Below are 20,652 nucleotides of genomic sequence, written 5' to 3' on the forward strand. Positions count from 1 at the left end.
GGCTGTTTCAATTGCCTGACCAGATGCCGCTGCCTGCAAGCCGTGCGCGATCATGGGTGGCCTTGAGGTTCAGCGCCGGTCCCTTAGGCACAATTCCGGTGGGGTTAATGGTCTTGTGGCTTGCGTAGTAATGGTTCTTGATGTGCTTGAAGTCCACGGTCTCAGCAACACCTTCCCACTGATACAACTCGCGTAGCCAATTACTGAGGTTCGGGTAATCGGCAATGCGTCGCAAGTTGCATTTGAAGTGCCCGAAATACACGGCGTCAAAACGAATGATGGTGGTAAATAGGCGTACATCGGCTTCGGTCAGGTGCTCGCCAGCCAGATAGCGTTTCTCGCCAAGCAGGGCTTCCAGCGTGTCCAGCTCAGCAAACAGCTCATCAAACGCCTGCTCGTACGCGCCTTGCGACGTGGCAAAGCCAGCGCGGTAAACGCCGTTGTTAACCGCTGGGTAGATTCGATCATTCAGCGCGTCGATGTCGCGACGCAGTGATTCCGGGTAGAAGTCCAGTCGGTTGCCGGTCAACCCGTCAAACGCTGAATTAAACATGCGGATGATTTCCGAGGATTCATTGCTCACGATGCGCTGCTGTTGTGTGTCCCACAGCACCGGCACCGTTACCCGACCGGTGTAGTTAACGTCGTCTGCGGTGTAACGCTGGTGGATAAACTCGAAGCCGTCCAACTTGTCGCCGCTGGAGCCGAGGTTCTTGTCGAAGGTCCAGCCATTCTCCAGCATCAGCCAGCTGACCACGGACACGTCGATCAAGCTTTCGAGGCCTTTGAGCTTGCGCACGATCAAGGTGCGATGAGCCCAAGGGCAGGCGAGGGAAACGTACAAATGATAGCGGCCAGCTTGCGCGGAAAAACCGCCTTCACCGCTAGGCCCGGCACTGCCGTGGGCGGTGATCCAGTGGCGCCGTTGCGCGTTTTCGCGCTGAAACGCGCCGTCTTTGCTGCTTTCGTACCACTGGTCATGCCAGTGTCCGTCGACCAGAAGGCCCATGTTTGTCTCCCAATAAAGGTAATCCCTCTCCTACAGGGATATGGAATCAGTCTAAAGACAATGGTTCGAACGAATAGCGCAAAGCGTCGGCGGTTATGATCGGTTAAATCGATCGGTCTCGAGCGTCCCAATACTGCTGAGCCAGCACAAACGCTTCATCCCGCGGTGTTCCGAGTCCGCGCAAGGCCAAGGCAATAGTAGAGATCAACGCCAGTTGCGGGTAGCTGTCTTCAACTTCGCCACGCCATAGCGCCGTTAGCTGCAAGGGGTCAAGGGTAGCGGGTTTGACGTGACGTCGAGGCGCCAGAGCCGGCCATTCTTCATCCCAGCTTTGACCGCCGGTGGTGCCGTAGAGATGGCTGATGGTGTCAGGATTCATTTCAACTTCACCGCCATCGCCTTTAATGACGATGGCGTTATCCCCCAACAGACCGCTGGCTTCGCGGTGCATCCCTTGGTAGCCGGGGTGGAAAATACTTTGCAGGCCGCAGCGCGCGCCCAGCGGGTTGAGCACCCGTGCCAACGAGTGAATCGGCGAACGCAGGCCCAAGGTGTTGCGCAGGTCGATCATGCGCTGTAACTGCGGCGCCCAATCGCCCAGCGGAATAAACGCCAGGTTGTGTTGTTCAAGCGCGATTCCGACCGCTTGCCAATTGCGGCACAGCGGGATGCCCAGCAGGTCAAGCAACTGCTCGCTGTACAACCGGCCAGCGGTATGTGCGCCACCGCCGTGGAGCAAAACTCGCACACCGTTCTGAGCCAGGCATTTGGCCGCCAGCAGGTACCACGGCAGATGACGTTTCTTGCCTGCGTAGGTAGGCCAGTCGATGTCTACCCTGAGGGCCGGCGCGTGCAAACGTTCGCGCACGGCTTCGGTAAAGCCTGCGAGTTCTTCTGCGCTTTCTTCCTTGTGCCGCAACAGCATCAAAAAGGCACCCAGTTGGGTGTCTTCGACTTTATCGTCGAGGAGCATGCCCATGGCTTCCCGGGCTTCTTCACGGGTCATGTCGCGGGCGCCACGTTTGCCTTTGCCGAGAATACGCACGAATGGGGCAAACGGGTGTTCGGCGGGGGTTTCAAGGGTCAGCGGGGCAAAGTCGGTCATATGCAATTCGTCGGTTTGGGCAGGCCCGCCAGCTTAGCGGCGAGTTTGGCGGGAGTGCCATTGAACAGGCGATTGAGGTGCATGCTGTTGCCCTTTTCAGGGCCGAGCTTCAATGCCGTGTATTTGATCAGCGGGCGGGTGGCGGGCGATAGCTGGAACTCTGCATAAAACGCCCGCAGCAAGTGGAGAATTTCCCAATGATCGGCGTTAAGGGCAATGCCCTCTTGCTCGGCGATGGCAGTGGCCACTTCTCTAGACCAGTCATTGAGGTCTACAAGGAAACCATCCTTGTCCAACGCCACTCGGTGTTCGGCGATCTGCAACCGTTTCATAGCCAGGTATTCACTTTGTCGAAGCGCATCGACAGTGCAACGAAGCCGGGATAGTCGACACTTTCGGCCCAGAGCGGTAACGCTAGATTGCGCGCAATGAGATCTTCTTCCAGCACAAACAGCTTGAGTGAGGCGCTGTGGGCCTCAAGCGCCTTGAACGGCGCGCAGTCCTGACGCAGCCCATAGGCGGCATCTCCACACAGAAAAATGGCGTCTTCGGTGCCCAGCAGACGCAGGCAACTCGTCAGGCGGCTGTCGGTAAAGGGCGAATGGGACAAAACATGCAGAGTTGACATCAGAGCGTTATCACTTGGTCGTAGCGGTCAATAGTCGCCGACAGTTCCGGGCCGTGCAGCAGCGTCAGGTTTTCGATCGTCAACTCGTCGGGAAGTACGCCGCGCTCCGCGAGGCTGTCGCCACACGCGTAAATATCGTCGATGCCAAACAGTGAAAGAGCCTTCAAATTGGCGGTCAGGTCTTTCTGCTGCAACTCGGTGGCTGTCTGCTCAGGTAAGAGCTGAAACACCCCGTCATCCATGAAGAGAAGGCCAATCGGCAAATCGAATGCGCCGCCGGCCAACACGATGTCCAGCGCTTCCCGCGCACCGGGGCCGGACCATGGCGCCTGACGGCTGATAATCAATAAGGACTTAGGCATTCAAGGCCCTCCGAAGCAGATCAGTCGGTCGGCGTCTTGCACTGCATCGTGCAACTGGCCAAGCCCTGACAATGCCCACGGAGCGGGCAAGTTGGCGGCCGGTCGCTCGTAGCGTTGCGCTTCTTCTTCATTTAATACGCCTCGACGCAAGGCTGCGGCGATGCAGACCACGCCATCCAGTTGATGCTCGGTCACGAACTCGCGCCATTGGCGAGGCACATCGAGTTCATCCTGAGGTGTGACGATATTGCCCGATGTGCTGTGGACGCCGTCTTGATAGAAGAAGAGCCGCACAATCTCATGCCCACCGGCGAGCACCGCTTGAGCAAACAGCAAGGCGCGGCGGGAAGAGGGGGCGTGGGCCGCAGAGAACAGGGCAATAGCAAACTTCATGTGTCGGCTCGGTCAACGAATCTGTCGCCATGATAAAGAGTTTGCGAACGGCAGGCAGCAAAAAGCCCGCTAGGCGGGCTTTTTGTTAACGCTCAGATTATTGAGGCTTGGCAGTGCATCAGTTTCTGCTATTGCCCATCAGGCCGAAAATTTGCAGCAGGCTGATGAACAGGTTGTAGATCGATACATACAGGCTGATGGTCGCCATGATGTAGTTACGTTCGCCGCCCTGAATGATGGCGCTGGTCTGGAACAGGATGCACACCGACGAGAACAGCACGAAACCGGCGCTGATCGCCAATTGCAGACCGCTGATGTGGAAGAACATGCTCGCCAGCGTGGCACCCAGCAGAACGAAGAAACCAGCGGTAATGAAGCCGCCGAGGAAACTCATGTCCTTGCGAGTGATCAGCACATAAGCAGACAAGCCGCCGAACACCAAAGCAGTCATCGCAAACGCCGAACTGACTACCTCAGCGCCACCCTGCATACCCAGGTAACGGTTGAGGATCGGGCCCAGCAGGTACCCCATGAAACCGGTCAAGGCGAAGGTCGAAACCAGGCCCCATGCCGAGTCACGTAATTTGTTGGTGAGGAAGAAAAGGCCATAAAAGCCGATCAGCACCACGAAAACGTTCGGGTAAGGAACGTGATTCTGCTGAGCGATAAAAGCCATCAGACCGCTGAAGGCGAGGGTGATAGCCAGAAGACCGTACGTATTGCGCAGGACGCGGCTAATCTCTAGCTGATCGGCCTGCACGCCGTTTTTAACTGCGTAATCCTGTTCGCGCATGGCGAGACTCCCGGTGGTTGAAATGTTAAGACGCAAAGATCATAACAGAGGCATTGCTGCTGGCTAGCATCAGAGTTTGACAGTGTGTTTCATTCGGGTATTATGGCGCCCGCAACGCAGGTGTGGCCGAGTGGTCTAGGGCAGCGGTCTTGAAAGCTGCCGACCGTAACAGGTCCATGAGTTCTTATCTCAGGTACTTACTAGCTGCACGCCTACGGTTGCTCTACATGAAGAACGGGAAATTGGCAGAGTGGTTGAATGCACCGGTCTTGAAAACCGGCGAACGTTAATAGCGTTCCCAGGGTTCGAATCCCTGGTTTCCCGCCAACACTCAATAAAATCAAGGGCTCAGAGAAATCTGGGCCCTTTTTTTGTGCCTGACATTTGGATATGGATGCATATCTGGGCTCTTGGCGACCGCACGATCAAAGCGTACATCTAGCCCACTTTTGCTTTGCATTATTCCGACAGCTCTACAACAGTTTTCTGGACGCTTCTCTGGAATATTTTAACTGACCCAAGCGCCTGATCGCCGCCATCCGACTCCTGGCCTGCAGGGTATTACCAAGCAGAGTCGGTGAGAACCGCTGGGACAGCTTACGAGCGGACGCAGTAAACACCCCAACATTTTTGTTTGGAAGAGATGTGTGATTGTTTGATCACGGTGCCGAAGGGTTGGCATTGATGAACCGACGTATGAAAAGGATCAGTCCATCAATGCCAAAAACAGCGAGGAGTTATGCGTACAGCTTAAACGCTTAGAATTTGGCTTCTACATCCAATTGCAGGGTGTTGGCGTCCGCGTCTTTCTGAGTGGCGATGGCGTAGTCGGCCTTGGTCAGGAAGTAAGTTGCGCCGACGGCGAAGTTTTTGTCTATGTCGTAGCTCACCTTCAACTTGTGGCCGCGCGAACCGGTGGTGCCGTTCGCGAAGTCCGAGTCGGTGAAGGCGCCGACTACAGCGTTACGCTGAGTGTCGCGATAGTTGTAGTCCAGGCCAAAACCAAACACTTTGGTCTTTACACCGGTCAACCAACCAGTGTCTTCGTCACTGTCAGTGGCGTTGTTGACCACGTACTGACCATACACCGACAGCGGTACAGCCAGGCCGCCAATGTCTACTTGGCCGAAGCCTTCCAGTAAACGGAATCGATTGGTGTTATTGCCGTTGACCGACAAGGCCGCGCTGTCTTTGTCGTTCTGGTATTGATATACGCTGCCGCCCAGAGTGACTTTCAGAGTGTCGATTGGCGCGAAGCGAGCACCCAACTGACCAGCGTTCAAACGCAGATCGTTCTTGAATTGCGTGCCGTCGCCGTCGATGTTGTCCTTGAGGGTATAGTTACCCGCGCTGCCGAACAGCTCAAGGTTTTTGCTGACCGGGTAGCTATAGGTTGCGGCTAAACCTTCCGGGTTGATGTCTGCGTCCCAGATGATGTCACCCATGCTGACCCACGGCTGGCTCATTTTGCCGCCAATGACATGCAGGTTCTTGATTGCAGTCGGGTGGTAATCGATGTAACCCTGGTCCAACCACAGGTCTTTCTTGACGAAGTAACCGTCCAGGTCCTGGTTGGTTGAACGGGCATCGTTGCTGCTACCGGTGGCGATACGGATGCCAGTACTCACCTGCGGATTGATTTCGGTGTAGGCGCCCAAGCGAGCACGAATACGCTGGCGATCCTTGTCTTGGCTGTTGGTCTGACCGTCAATCTTGACGGTCTCTTGGCGCACACGCACGTCACCCTTGAACTGAGTCTTCGCAGCCCAGGCAATCTTCTGCTCGAAAGCACTGTAATCCGCCGACTTAGTTTGAACCGCTGCGATCTGCGCAGTAGTCTGCTGCTGCGCTAGCTGCTGAGCCTGTTGGTCGTTGGACAGTTCAGTCTGGAGTTCAGCGAACTGGGCGGCGGAAATCGACCCATTGGCCTTAAGCATTTCAAGCAACTTGGCGTCGACTGCGGCGCTGGCAGGAACGCTGATGGCTAACAGCAAGCCACCGTACAGGGCTGTCGCAGTTTTTGTGGAAGCAAAACGCATATAAATCTCCGTAACCGATCAAGGCTCAATAGTCATCCAAGGGACTAACAACCGGTGGGGCGTTAGTTCCTGCGGTAGACCAAGAGGTGTGAAAAAACTGGGACCATTATTACGGGGGTTTGTGACAGAGCTGTTTCTATGTAGTGGTAGATTAGTTATTATTTTTCGTCCTGCAATGCCCGAGCTAGAGCCTTTACGATATGTGCGCGTGCACTACCACGCGAGCTAAAGCAAACTATTTTTCAATAACAATGCGTAACGCTCGGTTACACTTTTTTTGTCTAATAATAATTTTAATCACACTAGGTAAACGAAGAAAAAGTATTTCAAATGTTGTGAAATGTCCTCCGCGACATGAGCTGAACGGTTAAGCCCCCATGAAACAGGTTTCTTTTGTCGATGCCCAATACGCAGGAAAAGCGAACTCTCCGTGAGGTTTTCCTGAGTAAGATGGACAACGTCCTACCTTGGAAGGGGGCGATCGCCTTGTAACCAGAAGGCGATGGGGAGAGCCCGGCGTATCCGTTGATGGCTATGTTGCGGGGTGCACCTGATGTAGAACTGGTTAAGCTACAGCGACCCGGCCATGGAAGAGTCGCTTTTATGGATATTTCACGCCCACCTTCAGTTCTTTGCAGGCCCACATGCCGACCAGCATAGCCAGCATGAAAACGATTATTTGCCAGCCGCCTGTCATTAGAATTACCACTGCGGGCCCAGGACAGATACCAGCAATTCCCCAGCCGATACCAAACAACAAACTGCCACCGATTAGGCGCGGGTCCAACTCATGCTTTACAGGTAGTTGCATAGGGCTTCCTAGCAACGAGCTAGACTGCTGGCGTGCCCAAGTAAAAGGGCCTATGGCTGTGCCAATCGCCCCAGCCATAACCAAGGCCAAGGAAGGGTCCCAAGCACCGGTTAAATCTAAGAAAGCCAGAACTTTTCTCGGATCGGTCATGCCCGCTAGAAGCAGGCCCAACCCAAATAACAGGCCGGCAATGAATGCAGTCAGTTTGACCATGTTCAAGCCCCCAACAAATGACGCAGGACAAGCACTGTAGTGAAACCGCTGAACATGAAACACCCAGTGGCGATCATCGAACGCGGCGACAGGCGCGATATGCCGCATACGCCATGGCCACTAGTGCAACCCGAACCGTAGCGGGTACCAATGCCTACCAATCCGCCCGCGGCGATCAGACTGAACCAGCTACCTTGGAATTCAATATGCGGCAGGGTGGCAAACAGTCCCCATAAAACCGGCGCGACGAGCAGGCCTAGAAGGAACAGCGCTTTCTCGGTCATCCCCTCGCTACCACGCTGTAAAAGATTGGCGATCAGGCCGCTGACGCCCGCGATACGCCCATTGGCAACGACGAATAAGCTGGCAGCCAGGCCAATCAATACGCCGCCTGCAAGGGATGACCATGGGGTGAAGTTGAACCAGTCGACCTTCACGAGGCTTCTGCGGCACAAAATTGTTGGTATAGGATTTGAATTACCGCCTGTGCTGCGGGACTGCTGATGCGATAGAAGACCTGCTTTCCTTCGCGTCGGGTTTCTACCAGCCCTTCGCGGCGGAGTATCGCCAGTTGTTGAGAAAGAGTCGGTTGCTGGATGCCTAGTAGCGACTCTAGATCGCTGACATTGCGCTCACTCTGGGATAACTGGCATAGCAGCAACAAGCGGTCCGAATTGGCCAGCGCCTTTAGGAACTGACTAGCAGCATCGACACTAGCGCGAAGCTGTTGGATACCTAATGGGGGAATGTGGGTGTTCATCAATTTCTCAATCTATTCATATACAATATATATTATTATATATTGTTTGCTTCTGCTGATTTTTTATCGAGGAGCTGCGGCAGGTGCTGCTGACCAGCACTGAAACAGTGCCCACGCCGTTATCGAATGCGTACCGGTGCGGTATTTAGCCAGCACGGGTTTTGTTGGGGGTTCAAGTACTTACCAAAGGTAACCTCTTGCTCTTCGATAACCTTTTGATTCAGCTGGAGGTGTGGCGGTGTGGCCTGATTTAGGGTCGTAATCAAAACTGTTTCTTTTGTTACGGGCTGATTTCGACTCAAACACAGGAAGGCGCTGCCATTGGCAGCGTTTGTTGACGCGGGTGGCAGTGCCGCCACACTATGGACGAATTTTTAGGCGTCATGATGACACGTAGCCCGCCCGCCCCGAACGGTCCACGGCCCGACCAAGTGCAATCACTTGTCTCGTTTCTTGAGCACGAGGCCGACCCGATGATTGTGCTTGATCCCGAATACAACATCCTGGCTGCTAACACCGCGTACCAGCGTCAGTTCGGCAGTGTTGACAAGCCTTTTATCGGCCATAAGTGCTATCAAATTTCACACCATTACGATGTTCCTTGCGATCAGGCCGGCGAGCATTGCCCGATGAAAAAAGCGCAGGACTTGCGCGGTCCAGACCGGGTTTTGCATATACACCACACGCCGCGCGGGCCTGAGCATGTCGAAGTCGAATTACGCCCAATTCTGGACGCAAAGGGTGTCATTACCGCTTTTGTGGAACGGCTTAAGCTGGTTCGCAGCGCATCCGCGCGGCCCTGTAAAGAGGGGCTGGTCGGCTCATCGCCGGCCTTCAACCTTGCCTTGTCGGAACTGCAGCGGGTGGCGCCCTCAATGTTGCCGGTACTGTTACTGGGAGAGTCCGGCACAGGTAAGGAGTTGTTCGCCCGCGCGGTACATGAAGCCAGTGAGCGGGCAGTTGGGCCGTTTGTTGTGGTTGATTGTTCGGGGCTGACCGAAACGCTCTTCGAGAGTGAACTGTTCGGGCATGAAAAGGGTGCGTTCACGGGTGCCACCACGCGCAAACCGGGCTTAGTTGAGACAGCGCAAGGCGGCACGTTGTTTCTTGATGAGATAGGCGACGTTCCGTTGGCGATGCAGGTGAAGCTGCTGCGCCTGATCGAGTCGGGTACGTATCGCCGTGTCGGCAGCGTCGAGACCTTGCACGCTAATTTCAGGTTGATTTCAGCGACTCACAAGCCACTGGAAAAAATGATGGAAAAGGGTGTATTCCGGCAAGACTTGTACTACCGCATCAGCGCTTTCCCGATTCAGTTGCCTCCACTGCGTCACCGGATCGAAGACATTAGCTTGCTTGCCAAATCATTTCTGCAACGGGTAGGTCCTGGCAAGCGCAGGCTGACCATAGATCTCGATGCTATGACGCAATTGCAGCGATTTGCCTGGCCGGGCAATATCCGCGAGTTACGCAATGTTCTAGAAAGAGCCAGTCTGTTCGCCGACGACGGCGTAATCCGCTCGGCCCATCTGCCGGCGGCGCCAGCGTCGATATCTCCTCAGGCCTCTAGCGCAACGCCTTTGGAAGGCGGCACGCTGGTACAGATAATGGCCACGTTCAAAGGGACCCGCAGCGAACTGGCCAAGCACATGGGCATTAGTGAACGTACTTTGTATAGACGCCTGGAAGCGCAAGGACTGGCCTGACCACATGTCAGCCTATGACTGCCAATCACTGCCATCATGGCAGATTGGCAGCATATTTACCTGCCAAGGCGTCTGGTGTCTTCGCACTTAAATAGTTAAGTGCTTGTTATTAAACAATAAAAATCACATTTCCCCGCTTGGCATGGCGTGTGCTAATTGCATAGTCATGACTAATTCCGACAAACGACTGCGGCGCCATCTGCTAATAGCAGTGCTCATCAAGCTGATGGTGCTGACAGTGCTTTGGTGGTTGTTCATCCGAGATTCGCGCGTCAGCGTGGACTCGAACACCATCGGCGACAGGTTCGGCGTACCCACCTCGACTCAAGGGGCAAGCAAGTGATTTCAGAACATCTGGTGGATTTGTCACGGCTGCAGTTTGCAGCCACCGCGCTGTACCACTTTCTCTTTGTACCTCTCACTGTTGGCATGGTATGGCTGCTGGTCATTATGGAAAGCGTCTATGTGATGACGGGTAACGTCATCTGGAAAGACATGACGCGTTTCTGGGGCAAGCTATTCGGTATTAACTTTGCCTTAGGCGTGACTACCGGTATCACGCTGGAGTTTCAGTTCGGCACCAACTGGGCGTATTACTCGCATTACGTCGGCGACATCTTCGGTGCTCCACTGGCGATCGAGGGGATGATGGCGTTCTTCCTCGAATCAACAATGATTGGGCTGTTCTTCTTTGGCTGGGACCGATTAAAAAAGGAACACCATTTTCTGGTCACGCTGTTGATGGCCATTGGTACCAACCTTTCAGCGCTGTGGATTCTGATTGCCAATGGCTGGATGCAAAATCCGGTGGGTTCTGAATTCAGCTATCTCACCATGCGCATGGAAATGGTCGACTTCTGGGCTGTGGTTTTCAATCCAGTGGCACAGGCAAAGTTTGTGCACACCGTCTCGGCCGGTTACGTCACCGGTTCGATGTTTGTATTGTCGATATCGAGTTGGTATCTGCTCAAGAATCGAGATGTCGAGTTTGCAAAGCGAAGCTTTCGGGTTGCGGCAGCCTTCGGCTTGGCGTCAGTGCTGAGTGTCATCGTCTTGGGTGATGAGTCTGGTTACACAGTGGGCGAGGCCCAGCAGACTAAGATGGCGGCCATGGAGGCCATGTGGGAAACGAAACCAGCACCCGCCGGCCTGACATTGGTAGCTAGCATCAACGAAGCTGAGTCGAAGAACAATTGGGAAGTTGAAGTGCCGTGGCTGATGGGGCTGATTGGCACCCGATCAGTCAGCAAGCAAATTCCCGGTATTCATGAGATCAAGGAAAAAAACCGGGCCCGCATCCTGCGCGGTATCACCGCGGTCAATGCGTTGGAAACGTTGCGTAAGCATCGCGGTGATCCAGCTGCATTGCAGGTGTTCGAAGAATATAAGGCAGACCTCGGTTTCGGCCTGCTGCTTAAAAAGTATGTCGAGGATGTCAACCAAGCCACGCCGGCCATTATAGATAAGGCCGTCAACGATACCGTGCCACGTGTAACACCTATGTTTTGGGCATTTCGGATCATGGTAAGCCTGGGTTTTGCGATGCTGCTGCTGTTCGGGCTGGCGTTCTGGAGCACCTTGAAGTCGACTTGCACACGACGCCGTTGGTTATTGCGTTTGGCTCTGTGCATGCTGCCTGCGCCTTGGATCTCCTGCGAACTTGGCTGGTTCGTCGCCGAATACGGCCGTCAACCCTGGACCATCTATGGTGTGCTGCCAACCCACATGAGCGTATCCACGCTCGGCGTCAACAACCTGTATGGCTCGCTAGCAGGATTCATCGTCTTCTACACCGCGCTGCTGGTGGTTGAAATGTTCTTGATGGTCAAGTTCGCACGTCAAGGCCCAGGGAGTCTCGGAACCGGCCGTTATGCCTACGACGCTAATTTGAAGGATAGCCACCATGCTTGATTACTACACCCTGAAAATTATCTGGTGGGCGCTGGTTGGCGTACTGCTAATCGGCTTTGCAATCATGGACGGCCACGATATGGGGGTCGGCACCTTGCTGCCTTTCGTTGGCCGCAATGATATGGAGCGGCGCGTGGTTATAAACACCGTCGGTCCGCATTGGGATGGGAATCAAGTCTGGTTCATCACCGCTGGTGGCGCATTGTTCGCAGCATGGCCCGTGGTTTATGCGACAGCCTTCAGCGGATTTTACTGGGCAATGATATTGGTTCTATGGGCGTTGTTTTTTCGCCCGGTGGGCTTCGATTATCGCAGCAAGATCAACAATCCAGCCTGGCGCAGCACTTGGGATTGGGGACTTTTCGTAGGGGGTACGGTACCCCCACTGGTGTTCGGGATCGCGTTCGGCAACTTGCTGCAAGGCGTACCGTTCCAGTTCGACGACTATTTGGTGTCAACCTACACGGGCAGCTTCTGGCAGTTGCTGAATCCCTTCGCCCTACTGACGGGCGTCGTCAGCAGCGCAATGATCACTCTGCAGGGCGCAAGCTATCTGGCACACCGCACTGAAGGCGTTATCCAATCCAGGGCCATCAAGGGCGCGATTAGCGCAGCTATCGTGCTGATCTGCTCATTCGTAATCGCCGGAATCTGGCTACAGTCGATCGATGGCTATCGTATTACGTCGGTGATTGATACCGCTGGGTTGCCGGACATTCTCGGTAAGTCGGTTGTACGCGAAGCGGGTGCCTGGATGGCTAATTATCGCCACTACCCTTTGTTGTGGCTGTTGCCTGCGATGGGATTGGTGGGCGCGGCGGGCGCAGCCATGCTGGTGATAGTGCGCCGTACACTCTCAGCATTTGTGGCGTCATCGTTTGCTATTGTCGGTGTCATCAGCACTGCGGGTGTATCGATGTTTCCGTTCATCATGCCGTCGTCGTCAATGCCGGCTGCGAGCCTGACGGTTTGGGACAGCGTCTCAAGCCATCTTAGCCTTGCCATCATGTTCTGGGCCGCGCTGATCTTCATGCCGCTGATTATTCTGTATACCTCGTGGGCGTACCGCGTCATGCGGGGCAAGGTGACCATCGCGCATATCAAAGCCAACGACCATTCAGCTTACTAGTGCCAGCAAAGGAGTAAAAATTATGTGGTATTTCGCCTGGATGCTGGGAGTCGGTTTCGCATTGTTGCTGGCTATATTGAATGCGATGTGGGGTGAAAACGAAGCAGGCCGAGCCAAGACCGACACCGACGAGGCGCAGTCATGATGCCTCGCGTCACTAACGCCCCACCACCTTCACAAATACATGTACTGAGTTTGGTTGTCGCTGTGGCAATCATGCTCGGCTGCACTCTCTACCCCCCGTTCATCGCAACCTCTGATGGGAGAGCTGACCATGCTCTCGCTACCGCGCTGTTCGCAGCCATGAGCGTTGCCTTTGTGAACGGGGTGGGTTTTGTCCCGCGCCTGACCGTTTGGCGTTTGCTCTTCTCGGGCTGGACCTGCCTTGCGGCGCTAGGGCTCGCCGGTTGGATAAAGTTCCTACATTGAGTGCTGATGGCATGAGTGAACGATTGAGTACCCAGGGTCCCAGCGGTCGGTTCGACGGTTGGTCAACGGCGAGAGAAATTGGCTGAGCAAATAGCCGTGCGTCGCATGGATCTGCACCCATTTAAAAGCTGGGATGGGGGTCCACTTCTAAGTGGGCACCCTCGTCTGGGCTTCGGCTTATCTGCCGCGTTGGCGATTTTGAATTGAAGATCACGAGCGATGTCGTGGCGCTGGGGTTTCTCACCGTCACCGGCGTCGCCCTCTATGCCATGACGCGGCGGACTGCGTAAAAAACAGGCTCAAAACCTGGCGACGTGAAAGTTACACCAACTTTAATTTCTGCTTGGCGACTAACAAGGCACCGATGCTAAGGGCCGCCGCCACTATCAGATAAAAGCTCGGCGCCAGTAGAGAGCCTGTAAGCGCGATCAAGCCGGTCGCAATCACTGGCGCAAAACCTCCGAAGATAGTCACGGATAAGTTGTAGCTCAGAGACATGCCCGTCACCCGAGTCGGGCGTGGGAATACATCAGCCATTAACGATGCCAGGGGCGCGAAGTAAACCGCTTTGATAAGCGCCATCATCGACACGACCAATAAGAGCGAGGTTGCACTGGGCATTTTATTGAGCCAGAAAAAGGCTGGAAAAATCGCCAGGATGTAAACGATCGAGGCCCAAAGCATAATCTTGATGCGGCTGATATGACCCGTTATCCACCCGACAATCGGCGTCACCACCGTGAGGATCAGGCCCCCAGTGAGGGTGGCTAGAAAACCCGACGATTGTGGGATGTTCAAGGTGGTTGCTGCATAAGAGGGCATGTACTTGATCATGAAGTTTGATGCTGTCGATACGATGAGCACCCCCATCGCGACCAAGAGCAACGTCTTTTGCGAGAGAAGCACTTCTCTTAAAGGCTGGGCGCCGGGTTCGCTTTCCTTGAAGTCGGGGGATTCATCAACAGTGCGGCGAATGTAAAGTCCAACTGGGCCCAGGATCAAACCGAAGAAGAAAGGTACGCGCCAGCCCCAATCGAACATTTGCTGATCGTTAAGATGCATCGTCAAGAAATAGCCAAAGGTCGATGCGATGACCACGCCAAAGCCTTGGCTAGCAAACTGCAAGCTGGCGACAAAATTGCGGGTCTTTTGTGGGGCGTGCTCCATCATAAACGCTGTTGAACTACCGAACTCCCCTCCGGCGGAGAAGCCTTGCAGCAGACGCGCGAGCAAAATACCAATGGGAGCAACGATCCCTATTGCCGCGTAACCGGGGATTACTGCAATCATCGCAGTCCCGATCAACATCAGCAGTATTGATAGACTCAGCGCCTTCTTTCGCCCTTGTCTGTCGGCATATGAGCCCAGGACGGCGGCGCCCAGCGGACGGATTAGAAATGAAATGCCAAATGTAGCGAACGCCAGGAACAGCGATACGGCGGGAACCGCGGCAGGGAAAAACACCTTGCTAATGGTTAACGCAAAATAGGCATAGACCGACAGGTCAAACCACTCAAGTGTGTTTCCAATCAACGCGGCAGCCACAGGTTTCCAGATGGATTTCCCCAATTCGACCGCAGGTGTAACGGTGGATGATAACGCTGGCATTCTAGACGCTCCTGATTTTTTGTAAGTGTGTGAGCGGCAGATTCAAAAGACTCGGCATGACCCTGATTTTTATTATGTTCAGGCCTAAGCCACGTGACCCAGATCCCAGAAAAGCGCGGTCATGATTTCCAGGCCCTCAAGGATCACCGATCCCAACATATGTTCATCCGGGGCATGTTGAGAGCAACCTGGGTAGGAGTGCGGTATCCACACTGTCGGCAACCCGAGGACGTCAGAAAAAATGTCGTTGGGCAGGGTGCCTGCAAGATTGGGTAAAACGGCTAGTTGTCGAGGCGTGGTGTCGGCAATCGACTTTTTCGCGAAGCGTACCCACTGGTTGTCGGGATCCAGGCGAGTGGCAGGCGTGCAACGATCAATCACTATGTTGACCTGGTGAAAGCCTTCGGCATCCAGATGTTGACGCAGTAGGCTTTCCAGTTTCTGCCAATCAGTTCCTAACACGAACCGTAGCTGGCAATAAGCAATCGCCGACGGCGGAATGGCATTCACCGGCTTTGCAGGATTACCCGCAGTAAACGCCAGGATTTCCAGCGTGTTCCAGCCAAAAAGCTTTTCACCCAAGGTCAAACCGGGCTCGCCCCATTGAACATCCAGCGTTAACCCCAATGAATGCTCATCAACGCCCAAGTCGTGGATCGCTGCGCGCACGGAGTTGGGTATCGCGCAGGGGACAAGCCCTCGACAGCGAATACGGCCGTTTTGATCGACCAAACTCGCCAGCGCATTGCTCAAGACCACCGCGGGATTGGACATAACCCCACCCCAATTGCCTGAGTGCAATCCTTTATCGCGCGCATTGACCTGGAGAGAAAACAACGCCGAGCCTCGGGAGCCTAGAAATAGTGTGGGGCGGCTGTCGTTCAGACGTGGGCCATCCGACGCGATGAATACATCGGCTTTAAAAAGCTGCTGATGAGCCTCGCAGACTTCTCGTAGCCCGGGAGATCCGCATTCTTCGCCCGTTTCGAAGAGGACTTTTACGTTAAACCCTAAACGGCCTTCTCGTGCCTTGATGACCTGTTCGAGCGCCGTGAGGTTGATGCTGTGTTGGCCCTTGTTGTCGGCGGTGCCGCGTCCGTACCAGCGATCACCTTCAATCGTCAACGCCCAAGGGCTGAGTCCTTCTCGCCATTGCTCGTCGTAACCCAGTACGACGTCGCCATGCCCGTAGGTCAGCACCGTCGGTAAGTGTTCGCCTTCGATTCGCGAAGCGAACAGCAGCGGGCCAGCCCCTTTCGGGTTCTTAAGCGATTGGCATTCGAAGCCCATCCTCATTAGGGCAGGCGCTATCTCTTCATCGAGATACCGCGCCAGTTCTGGAGCCTGGTCAGGGTCTTGGCTTTCACTGCGAATGGCGATACGACGACGCAGGTCGGCGGCAAAATGTCCATCGGACAAGTATTGGCGAACGCTGGCGAGAGCCTGAGGCTTGGACATAACAGTTCCAGTTACGGCTGAAAGATTCAGGCCAATATAGAAGTCACGTATCGCACTGTATATTGCTGTTTTTTGACGATAGGCATCTAATTTGTAGATGCCTTATTGAAGGGTATCCTCATGGACTATCGTTACTTCCTGGCAGTAATCGACTCGGGATCGCTTGCCGCCGCCGGTGAACGCTTGCATATCGCACCCAGCGCCGTCAGCCGCCAGGTCGCACTACTGGAGGGCAGCATCGGGGTGCCGTTGTTCGAGCGTCGGCCACGCGGCATGGAACCTACCGCCGCGGGTAATGCACTGGCCCATCACGCACGACGTGTCTTGCTGGAAGAGCAAAACCTGCTGTCGGAGTTGCGAGTCGGTGACTATCCCGGCGCGAACGTCATTCGTTTGGTTTCAACGGAGGGGCTTTCACGTTATTTCCTGCCTCATGTGCTGAGCCAGCATTACCAGCAACATCCCATTTTCCAGTACGTGCTTGAAGTGACCTCACCCCAAGAATGTGTGGAAAAGGTGATGCGCGGTGACGCCGATGTAGGCTTGACCTTTAGTACCGAGCCCACTGAAGGTGTCGAGGTTCTTTACTCAGGTCGTTCGCCTATCCGAGCTGTGATGCGCGCGGGACATCCGCTCTCCCAGCACAAGCAATTGCCGCTGCGGTCTCTGTTGTCTTTTCCTCTGGCGCTCACGCCCAAAGGAACCACCCAGAGGCAGCTGTTTGACCTCGTCTGTCAAATGGAAAGTCTGAAGTTCAATCACGTGATGACCTGCAATTACTCCGGCGCTATCCATGAGTTTGTACGTCACTCCGACACGATTGCGTTTGGCGGTGCTATCAGCCAACGCGTGAATCATAGCGATGACCTTATCTCGATCCCATTATCGAATCCGCGATTCGCAGATCGGGCTATTCAAGTATTGGTCATGCCCAGGCGCTCGCTGCCAGGATCACTTCAGCTATTTACGGATACCTTGATCGAGCACTTGGAACGCGTAGGCTAACTATTTCCCCTCTCATCTACGTCTTGGACGGCGGGCTGCCGCGCAATACATCGGTGCCTTGTATCGGTGTCAGTTGCACCGGCTTGCCACTGCGCGCTGACTCATAAATGGCCTCCATGATGCGTTGGTCCTGTAAGCCTTCTTCGCCTGGCGTCCAGGGTTGCTTGCCGGTAGCAACGCATTCGGCAAAATGGTCCATCTCAAGGGCGAACTGATTATTTTTCTTGGTAGTGATCTGCTCAATACCAGGCGCAACGAAGTCACGGGTGTCCTCTGCGATGCGACTGCGTTTGAGTTGCAGCCCTTCATACGAAAAAGCCGGGTCCATATCGGCCCAGCCGGTGTCACCCAGAACGCGGTAGCGATTGGACCCGAAGGTTGCGTAGCTGGAGGTGCATTGCACACGGACCCCGCTTGGGAAACGCATCTGCCACAGCATGGCTTCCTCGACCTCCACAAAGCGCGGATCGCCTTCAGTGCTGTATTGGCTAGCCGACACTTCAACCGGTTCCTCGCCCAGTAAAAACCGCGCAGTGTTCAAACAGTAAAGGCCGATGTCCGGCAAGGCTCCGCCGCCAGCCAGGGCTTTTACATGGCGCCATTGGTGGGTGTTTTCCTTTGACTGGTTTTGGCAATTCGACATGTCAATCAGCTTGATCTTGCCCAGTACCGCGCCCTCGCGCACCCAGGCCATGACTTGGCGATGCTGCGGTTCGTACTGGATTCTGTAGGCGATCATCAACAACCGATTGGCGGCCTTGCACGCATCAATCATGGTCTGGCAATCGACGACGGAGGTTGCCATGGGTTTTTCACACAAAACGTGCTTTCCGGCCTTCGCGGCCCTGATCACGAAGTCTCGGTGCAGGGCGTTAGGTAATACGATGTACACCGCGTGCACCTCAGGGTTGTCACGCAGTTGGTCAAACGTTTCGTAGTTATAAAGGCTGGTTTCGGGCACGTCGTACATCGCCGCCACCTGTCGCGCCTTGTCAGGGTCGCCGCTGACCAGTGCCGTGACTCGGCAGCGTTTGGAAGTCGCCAGCGCCGGCATGATTTCCTCCAGACTCAACCGGCCCAAGCCCACGATGGCAAGCCCCAGGCGCCCATCGCGGCCCAATTGCACGGGCATCTCGGATTTCTCGGTTTTGTCTTCTTGCATGGGCGGGAGGCTGACTGCCTTGGGCAAATCCTTGGCGGGCTCCGCATTCATTTGCCCATCCGCGGCGGTCGCGGCTTGCGCCCAACTTGATTGGCCAGTGAGTCCAAGCACGCTGGCAGCCGCTACCGTTGAACCGGCCGTAAGCAAGAAGCGGCGACGCTCCGCAAAGGGGGCAGAAATAGTTATGTCCATTGGCGCGGTCCTGGGCAGTGGGATTTGCCTATAGAAGCCCAGGTCACGAGATCAGTTCCACGTTTCTGCCAAGCGACGTAAAGGCTATACCTGCGCCATGCCCCCATCGATACACAAACCGGCCCCGGCGATGTAGCGGCTTTCGTCGCTGGTCAGGAACAGGGCCGCAGCGGCGACTTCTTCCGGCGTGCCAATTGCGCTACTGCCGCCGGTGACGAGTGCACTCTTTCCTTCCAGTGCTGACATGGGTAGATCTCTGAATCAGGTTTACACCAAGATATATTTCATATATCTGGTGTCAATCACGCACCTGACTTAGCCTAGGCATAGCCGAGGAAACCCCAATGCCCAAAACGCAAGACACCGTCATTGTCGAAGCCGTCGCCACGCGACCCATTCTTGAGCAGATTGCTAACAAATGGTCGGTGCTTATTCTGACCGTCGTTTGCTCGGAGCCTGCGCGTTTCAACGCCATCAAACGGCGTCTGGAAGGGATTACTCACAAGGCGTTGACCGAAGCGCTTCGCCGCCTGGAGAGAAACGGGCTGGTCTCGCGGCGCGTGATTACCTCATCGCCCATTGCGGTGGAGTATTCGCTTACCGCCCTCGGACATTCACTTCGGGAACCTTTTTCAGCGCTGTATGCGTGGGCAGTTCAGCACCAGGGTGAGGTACAGACCGCTCAAGTGGCGTTCGATCAGCACAAGTTAGCCAACTACAAGGATTAATCCATGGAATCGTCATTGGAAACGGTCGCTCTTTTTTGCCTCAAGTTGGCGCACGAGAAGGACGGCGACAGTCCGATTTTGCGTAAAGACATGGTGATGGATGGTTATCAGAAAGAAGTATTCGGCTTGCTTGTGCGCAGAGGTGATGTCAAAGCGATCCAGCTTAAAGTGGCCCAATGCCTAAGCTTGGCGCAATACGCTTTAGGCGGTACCGAAACGCCGCTCGGGAAAGAGCTTTATAAATTGTCAGATAGCTTTAGTCGCGTTGAGACGATAGCCGCGTTGGATGCCCCCTTAGCGGTACTCAAGCATTATTTAAAAGACGCTCAATAGCGTGGCCAAAGGCGAAAAGCAGGAAATCGATTGACCGGTCTTTAAAGTCTGTTTGCAGCGATGGATACGCTAGTTGTTAAAATTTTTTGAGGAAAATAGGCTGGATTTAAAACAGTCTTAGCGTTGTTAAAAAATCCAAGCCAAACCGGGGGCGGCACATGGGCAACAGAGTAGGTTATGGTCAGTTGGAGAGTAGACTTCAACGGCCTCGGTACTCTTGAGTATTGTGCGACTGTGGGGCGGACTTCTGATCTTCAAGCGTTACTTGATTTCGATATTCTCAAGCAATCCAAGCAGTTTATTGAATCTTTCAAAGCCGGCTTGCGCATTCTGGGAGGTGAGCTGGTTGGATGCCGAGCAGATGCATTTTACGTTCACTGGCAGCCCAAGCATCTATCGTTATTGGGATGCAACGGAGTGCGTGGTCTTTACTTTGGAAATGGCAAAGCAAGCGCTGGAAGTCGAGTTAAGAGAAGAGACCCAATTTCTGCACCGTTTTGATGTTTTGGTAAGCGCTGTCAGTGAGAGATATGACATCCGGGGTAACGTGCTGAATAAGCCAGTGAGGCAATGCCTTGATCAAAATGGCGTCGTTTCGCAAAACCGACGAAAGCAGTACCAGGGATTTGTAGACCCCGACGTATTTGACTTTCTTGAGCAATATGCTCTGGCGTTATTGGCTGATGGCCTTATCGAACAACCAAAAGGATATAGGGCTCCTGGTTCTGATATTTCGGCCGAATCCCACAAGGTCAGTAGCCTCCTCATCGCTTTTATACCGGTGTCTGGCTACTCTTAGGTCTTGCACAGGCGATGTTTCAATCAATAGGCATAAGATCCCTGCGTAAAATCGTTTGATGGCTCATTGATGTTAGTTA

The 20,652-nt window shown here is 54.5% G+C and carries 25 protein-coding genes, 1 tRNA gene and 2 pseudogenes; 12 read left to right on the forward strand and 16 right to left on the reverse strand.

Going from position 1 to position 20,652, the window contains the following annotated elements; translation table 11 throughout:
- Window positions 1-7: 7 nt before the first annotated feature.
- The 7 genes from RHM65_RS15010 to RHM65_RS15040 all read right to left on the reverse strand — a co-directional run bounded on the left by RHM65_RS15010 (window position 8) and on the right by RHM65_RS15040 (window position 4,290).
- On the reverse strand, window positions 8-1,009 hold the full coding sequence (locus tag RHM65_RS15010) for a glutathione S-transferase family protein (protein WP_322165187.1): 1,002 nt from the start codon (window positions 1,007-1,009) through the stop codon (window positions 8-10).
- 103 nt (window positions 1,010-1,112) lie between these two features.
- A complete protein-coding gene (locus RHM65_RS15015; RefSeq protein WP_322165186.1) occupies window positions 1,113-2,114 on the reverse strand; it encodes a glycosyl transferase family protein in 1,002 nt (333 codons plus the stop codon).
- Window positions 2,111-2,446, reverse strand: coding sequence for a TusE/DsrC/DsvC family sulfur relay protein (locus RHM65_RS15020; protein WP_322165185.1), 336 nt, complete (start codon window positions 2,444-2,446; stop codon window positions 2,111-2,113). The genes RHM65_RS15015 and RHM65_RS15020 overlap by 4 nt, the downstream gene beginning before the upstream one ends.
- Window positions 2,443-2,742, reverse strand: a complete 300-nt coding sequence (gene tusB, locus RHM65_RS15025; RefSeq protein ID WP_322165184.1) for a sulfurtransferase complex subunit TusB — start codon at window positions 2,740-2,742, stop codon at window positions 2,443-2,445. Before tusB ends, RHM65_RS15020 begins: the two co-directional genes overlap by 4 nt.
- The gene (gene tusC, locus RHM65_RS15030) at window positions 2,742-3,104 is read right to left on the reverse strand and encodes a sulfurtransferase complex subunit TusC (RefSeq protein ID WP_322165183.1); all 363 of its coding nucleotides are present in this window, start codon (window positions 3,102-3,104) and stop codon (window positions 2,742-2,744) included. Before tusC ends, tusB begins: the two co-directional genes overlap by 1 nt.
- A complete protein-coding gene (tusD, locus tag RHM65_RS15035; protein ID WP_322165182.1) occupies window positions 3,105-3,497 on the reverse strand; it encodes a sulfurtransferase complex subunit TusD in 393 nt (130 codons plus the stop codon).
- A gap of 118 nt (window positions 3,498-3,615) precedes the next feature.
- A complete protein-coding gene (locus RHM65_RS15040; RefSeq protein WP_322165181.1) occupies window positions 3,616-4,290 on the reverse strand; it encodes a Bax inhibitor-1/YccA family protein in 675 nt (224 codons plus the stop codon).
- Between the two features lie 236 nt (window positions 4,291-4,526).
- On the opposite strand from RHM65_RS15040, the gene RHM65_RS15045 reads away from it, so the two are divergent.
- A tRNA-Ser gene (locus RHM65_RS15045) sits at window positions 4,527-4,617 on the forward strand.
- Window positions 4,618-5,048: 431 nt separating this feature from the next.
- Here RHM65_RS15045 and RHM65_RS15050 read toward each other — a convergent pair.
- Window positions 5,049-6,329: a putative porin gene (locus RHM65_RS15050; RefSeq protein WP_322165180.1), complete on the reverse strand. Its 1,281-nt coding sequence runs from the start codon at window positions 6,327-6,329 to the stop codon at window positions 5,049-5,051.
- Between the two features lie 377 nt (window positions 6,330-6,706).
- Between RHM65_RS15050 and RHM65_RS15055 the strand changes: the two are divergent.
- Window positions 6,707-6,885: pseudogene (locus RHM65_RS15055) on the forward strand (IS5/IS1182 family transposase); the annotation flags it as partial.
- A 45-nt stretch (window positions 6,886-6,930) separates the two neighbouring features.
- Here RHM65_RS15055 and RHM65_RS15060 read toward each other — a convergent pair.
- The 3 genes from RHM65_RS15060 to RHM65_RS15070 are packed head-to-tail and all read right to left on the reverse strand — an operon-like array spanning window position 6,931 to window position 8,113.
- Window positions 6,931-7,353 carry a DUF6691 family protein gene (locus tag RHM65_RS15060; RefSeq protein ID WP_322165179.1) on the reverse strand — a complete coding sequence of 141 codons (423 nt, stop codon included), beginning with the start codon at window positions 7,351-7,353 and terminating at the stop codon, window positions 6,931-6,933.
- 2 nt (window positions 7,354-7,355) lie between these two features.
- Window positions 7,356-7,790, reverse strand: coding sequence for a YeeE/YedE family protein (locus RHM65_RS15065; RefSeq protein ID WP_322165178.1), 435 nt, complete (start codon window positions 7,788-7,790; stop codon window positions 7,356-7,358).
- On the reverse strand, window positions 7,787-8,113 hold the full coding sequence (locus RHM65_RS15070; protein ID WP_322165177.1) for a metalloregulator ArsR/SmtB family transcription factor: 327 nt from the start codon (window positions 8,111-8,113) through the stop codon (window positions 7,787-7,789). Before RHM65_RS15070 ends, RHM65_RS15065 begins: the two co-directional genes overlap by 4 nt.
- A 386-nt stretch (window positions 8,114-8,499) precedes the next feature.
- Here RHM65_RS15070 and RHM65_RS15075 point away from each other — a divergent pair, with 386 nt between their 5' ends.
- The 6 genes from RHM65_RS15075 (at window position 8,500) to RHM65_RS15100 (ending at window position 13,288) form a co-directional block, all read left to right on the forward strand.
- Window positions 8,500-9,819 carry a sigma-54 interaction domain-containing protein gene (locus RHM65_RS15075; RefSeq protein WP_322165176.1) on the forward strand — a complete coding sequence of 440 codons (1,320 nt, stop codon included), beginning with the start codon at window positions 8,500-8,502 and terminating at the stop codon, window positions 9,817-9,819.
- Window positions 9,820-9,985: 166 nt separating this feature from the next.
- Window positions 9,986-10,162 carry a cytochrome oxidase putative small subunit CydP gene (gene cydP, locus RHM65_RS15080; RefSeq protein ID WP_322165175.1) on the forward strand — a complete coding sequence of 59 codons (177 nt, stop codon included), beginning with the start codon at window positions 9,986-9,988 and terminating at the stop codon, window positions 10,160-10,162.
- Complete coding sequence (locus RHM65_RS15085) at window positions 10,159-11,730, forward strand: cytochrome ubiquinol oxidase subunit I (RefSeq protein WP_322165174.1); 1,572 nt, start codon at window positions 10,159-10,161, stop codon at window positions 11,728-11,730. The genes cydP and RHM65_RS15085 overlap by 4 nt, the downstream gene beginning before the upstream one ends.
- The gene (gene cydB, locus RHM65_RS15090) at window positions 11,723-12,859 is read left to right on the forward strand and encodes a cytochrome d ubiquinol oxidase subunit II (RefSeq protein WP_322165173.1); all 1,137 of its coding nucleotides are present in this window, start codon (window positions 11,723-11,725) and stop codon (window positions 12,857-12,859) included. Before RHM65_RS15085 ends, cydB begins: the two co-directional genes overlap by 8 nt.
- 22 nt (window positions 12,860-12,881) lie before the next feature.
- Entirely contained in the window at window positions 12,882-13,004 is a 123-nt protein-coding gene (gene cydX, locus RHM65_RS15095) for a cytochrome bd-I oxidase subunit CydX (RefSeq protein ID WP_322165172.1), read from the forward strand.
- The gene (locus RHM65_RS15100) at window positions 13,004-13,288 is read left to right on the forward strand and encodes a cyd operon YbgE family protein (RefSeq protein WP_322183766.1); all 285 of its coding nucleotides are present in this window, start codon (window positions 13,004-13,006) and stop codon (window positions 13,286-13,288) included. The genes cydX and RHM65_RS15100 overlap by 1 nt, the downstream gene beginning before the upstream one ends.
- 39 nt (window positions 13,289-13,327) lie before the next feature.
- On the opposite strand, the pseudogene RHM65_RS15105 reads toward RHM65_RS15100, so the two are convergent.
- The 3 genes and pseudogenes from RHM65_RS15105 to RHM65_RS15115 form a co-directional block, all read right to left on the reverse strand.
- Window positions 13,328-13,414, reverse strand: a pseudogene (locus RHM65_RS15105) (hypothetical protein); the annotation flags it as partial.
- Between the two features lie 195 nt (window positions 13,415-13,609).
- Window positions 13,610-14,896: an MFS transporter gene (locus tag RHM65_RS15110; RefSeq protein ID WP_322165170.1), complete on the reverse strand. Its 1,287-nt coding sequence runs from the start codon at window positions 14,894-14,896 to the stop codon at window positions 13,610-13,612.
- Window positions 14,897-14,980: 84 nt separating this feature from the next.
- Window positions 14,981-16,354, reverse strand: coding sequence for a M20 family metallopeptidase (locus RHM65_RS15115; RefSeq protein WP_322165169.1), 1,374 nt, complete (start codon window positions 16,352-16,354; stop codon window positions 14,981-14,983).
- A gap of 120 nt (window positions 16,355-16,474) precedes the next feature.
- Between RHM65_RS15115 and RHM65_RS15120 the strand changes: the two genes are divergently transcribed.
- Entirely contained in the window at window positions 16,475-17,359 is an 885-nt protein-coding gene (locus RHM65_RS15120) for a LysR family transcriptional regulator (protein WP_322165168.1), read from the forward strand.
- A 16-nt stretch (window positions 17,360-17,375) separates the two neighbouring features.
- Here the strand turns inward: RHM65_RS15120 and RHM65_RS15125 are convergent, their stop codons facing one another.
- A complete protein-coding gene (locus RHM65_RS15125; RefSeq protein WP_322183768.1) occupies window positions 17,376-18,713 on the reverse strand; it encodes a Gfo/Idh/MocA family oxidoreductase in 1,338 nt (445 codons plus the stop codon).
- Between the two features lie 84 nt (window positions 18,714-18,797).
- Entirely contained in the window at window positions 18,798-18,959 is a 162-nt protein-coding gene (locus tag RHM65_RS15130; RefSeq protein ID WP_416194709.1) for an SDR family oxidoreductase, read from the reverse strand.
- 98 nt (window positions 18,960-19,057) lie between these two features.
- Here RHM65_RS15130 and RHM65_RS15135 point away from each other — a divergent pair, with 98 nt between their 5' ends.
- From RHM65_RS15135 to RHM65_RS15145, 3 genes are all read left to right on the forward strand, one after another.
- On the forward strand, window positions 19,058-19,441 hold the full coding sequence (locus RHM65_RS15135; RefSeq protein WP_322165166.1) for a helix-turn-helix domain-containing protein: 384 nt from the start codon (window positions 19,058-19,060) through the stop codon (window positions 19,439-19,441).
- Window positions 19,442-19,444: 3 nt separating this feature from the next.
- Window positions 19,445-19,774, forward strand: coding sequence for a hypothetical protein (locus RHM65_RS15140; RefSeq protein WP_322165165.1), 330 nt, complete (start codon window positions 19,445-19,447; stop codon window positions 19,772-19,774).
- A 217-nt stretch (window positions 19,775-19,991) separates the two neighbouring features.
- The gene (locus RHM65_RS15145; protein WP_322165164.1) at window positions 19,992-20,573 is read left to right on the forward strand and encodes a hypothetical protein; all 582 of its coding nucleotides are present in this window, start codon (window positions 19,992-19,994) and stop codon (window positions 20,571-20,573) included.
- Window positions 20,574-20,652: the final 79 nt, after the last annotated feature.

Origin of the sequence: Pseudomonas sp. CCI4.2 (genome assembly GCF_034350045.1) — a bacterium.
Classification (GTDB): domain Bacteria; phylum Pseudomonadota; class Gammaproteobacteria; order Pseudomonadales; family Pseudomonadaceae; genus Aquipseudomonas.

Bases quoted from the DNA above. Each gene is read 5' to 3' on its own strand.
- tusD (WP_322165182.1), bottom strand. From the start codon at position 3,497: ATGAAGTTTGCTATTGCCCTGTTCTCTGCGGCCCACGCCCCCTCTTCC.
- RHM65_RS15115 (WP_322165169.1), bottom strand. From the start codon at position 16,354: ATGTCCAAGCCTCAGGCTCTCGCCAGCGTTCGCCAATACTTGTCCGAT.
- tusB (WP_322165184.1), bottom strand. From the start codon at position 2,742: ATGTCAACTCTGCATGTTTTGTCCCATTCGCCCTTTACCGACAGCCGC.
- RHM65_RS15130 (WP_416194709.1), bottom strand. From the start codon at position 18,959: ATGTCAGCACTGGAAGGAAAGAGTGCACTCGTCACCGGCGGCAGTAGC.
- RHM65_RS15060 (WP_322165179.1), bottom strand. From the start codon at position 7,353: ATGGTCAAACTGACTGCATTCATTGCCGGCCTGTTATTTGGGTTGGGC.
- RHM65_RS15020 (WP_322165185.1), bottom strand. From the start codon at position 2,446: ATGAAACGGTTGCAGATCGCCGAACACCGAGTGGCGTTGGACAAGGAT.
- RHM65_RS15040 (WP_322165181.1), bottom strand. From the start codon at position 4,290: ATGCGCGAACAGGATTACGCAGTTAAAAACGGCGTGCAGGCCGATCAG.
- RHM65_RS15010 (WP_322165187.1), bottom strand. From the start codon at position 1,009: ATGGGCCTTCTGGTCGACGGACACTGGCATGACCAGTGGTACGAAAGC.
- RHM65_RS15110 (WP_322165170.1), bottom strand. From the start codon at position 14,896: ATGCCAGCGTTATCATCCACCGTTACACCTGCGGTCGAATTGGGGAAA.
- RHM65_RS15100 (WP_322183766.1), top strand. From the start codon at position 13,004: ATGCCTCGCGTCACTAACGCCCCACCACCTTCACAAATACATGTACTG.
- RHM65_RS15070 (WP_322165177.1), bottom strand. From the start codon at position 8,113: ATGAACACCCACATTCCCCCATTAGGTATCCAACAGCTTCGCGCTAGT.
- RHM65_RS15015 (WP_322165186.1), bottom strand. From the start codon at position 2,114: ATGACCGACTTTGCCCCGCTGACCCTTGAAACCCCCGCCGAACACCCG.
- RHM65_RS15120 (WP_322165168.1), top strand. From the start codon at position 16,475: ATGGACTATCGTTACTTCCTGGCAGTAATCGACTCGGGATCGCTTGCC.
- cydP (WP_322165175.1), top strand. From the start codon at position 9,986: ATGACTAATTCCGACAAACGACTGCGGCGCCATCTGCTAATAGCAGTG.
- RHM65_RS15140 (WP_322165165.1), top strand. From the start codon at position 19,445: ATGGAATCGTCATTGGAAACGGTCGCTCTTTTTTGCCTCAAGTTGGCG.
- RHM65_RS15125 (WP_322183768.1), bottom strand. From the start codon at position 18,713: ATGGACATAACTATTTCTGCCCCCTTTGCGGAGCGTCGCCGCTTCTTG.
- RHM65_RS15135 (WP_322165166.1), top strand. From the start codon at position 19,058: ATGCCCAAAACGCAAGACACCGTCATTGTCGAAGCCGTCGCCACGCGA.
- RHM65_RS15075 (WP_322165176.1), top strand. From the start codon at position 8,500: ATGACACGTAGCCCGCCCGCCCCGAACGGTCCACGGCCCGACCAAGTG.
- tusC (WP_322165183.1), bottom strand. From the start codon at position 3,104: ATGCCTAAGTCCTTATTGATTATCAGCCGTCAGGCGCCATGGTCCGGC.
- cydX (WP_322165172.1), top strand. From the start codon at position 12,882: ATGTGGTATTTCGCCTGGATGCTGGGAGTCGGTTTCGCATTGTTGCTG.
- cydB (WP_322165173.1), top strand. From the start codon at position 11,723: ATGCTTGATTACTACACCCTGAAAATTATCTGGTGGGCGCTGGTTGGC.
- RHM65_RS15050 (WP_322165180.1), bottom strand. From the start codon at position 6,329: ATGCGTTTTGCTTCCACAAAAACTGCGACAGCCCTGTACGGTGGCTTG.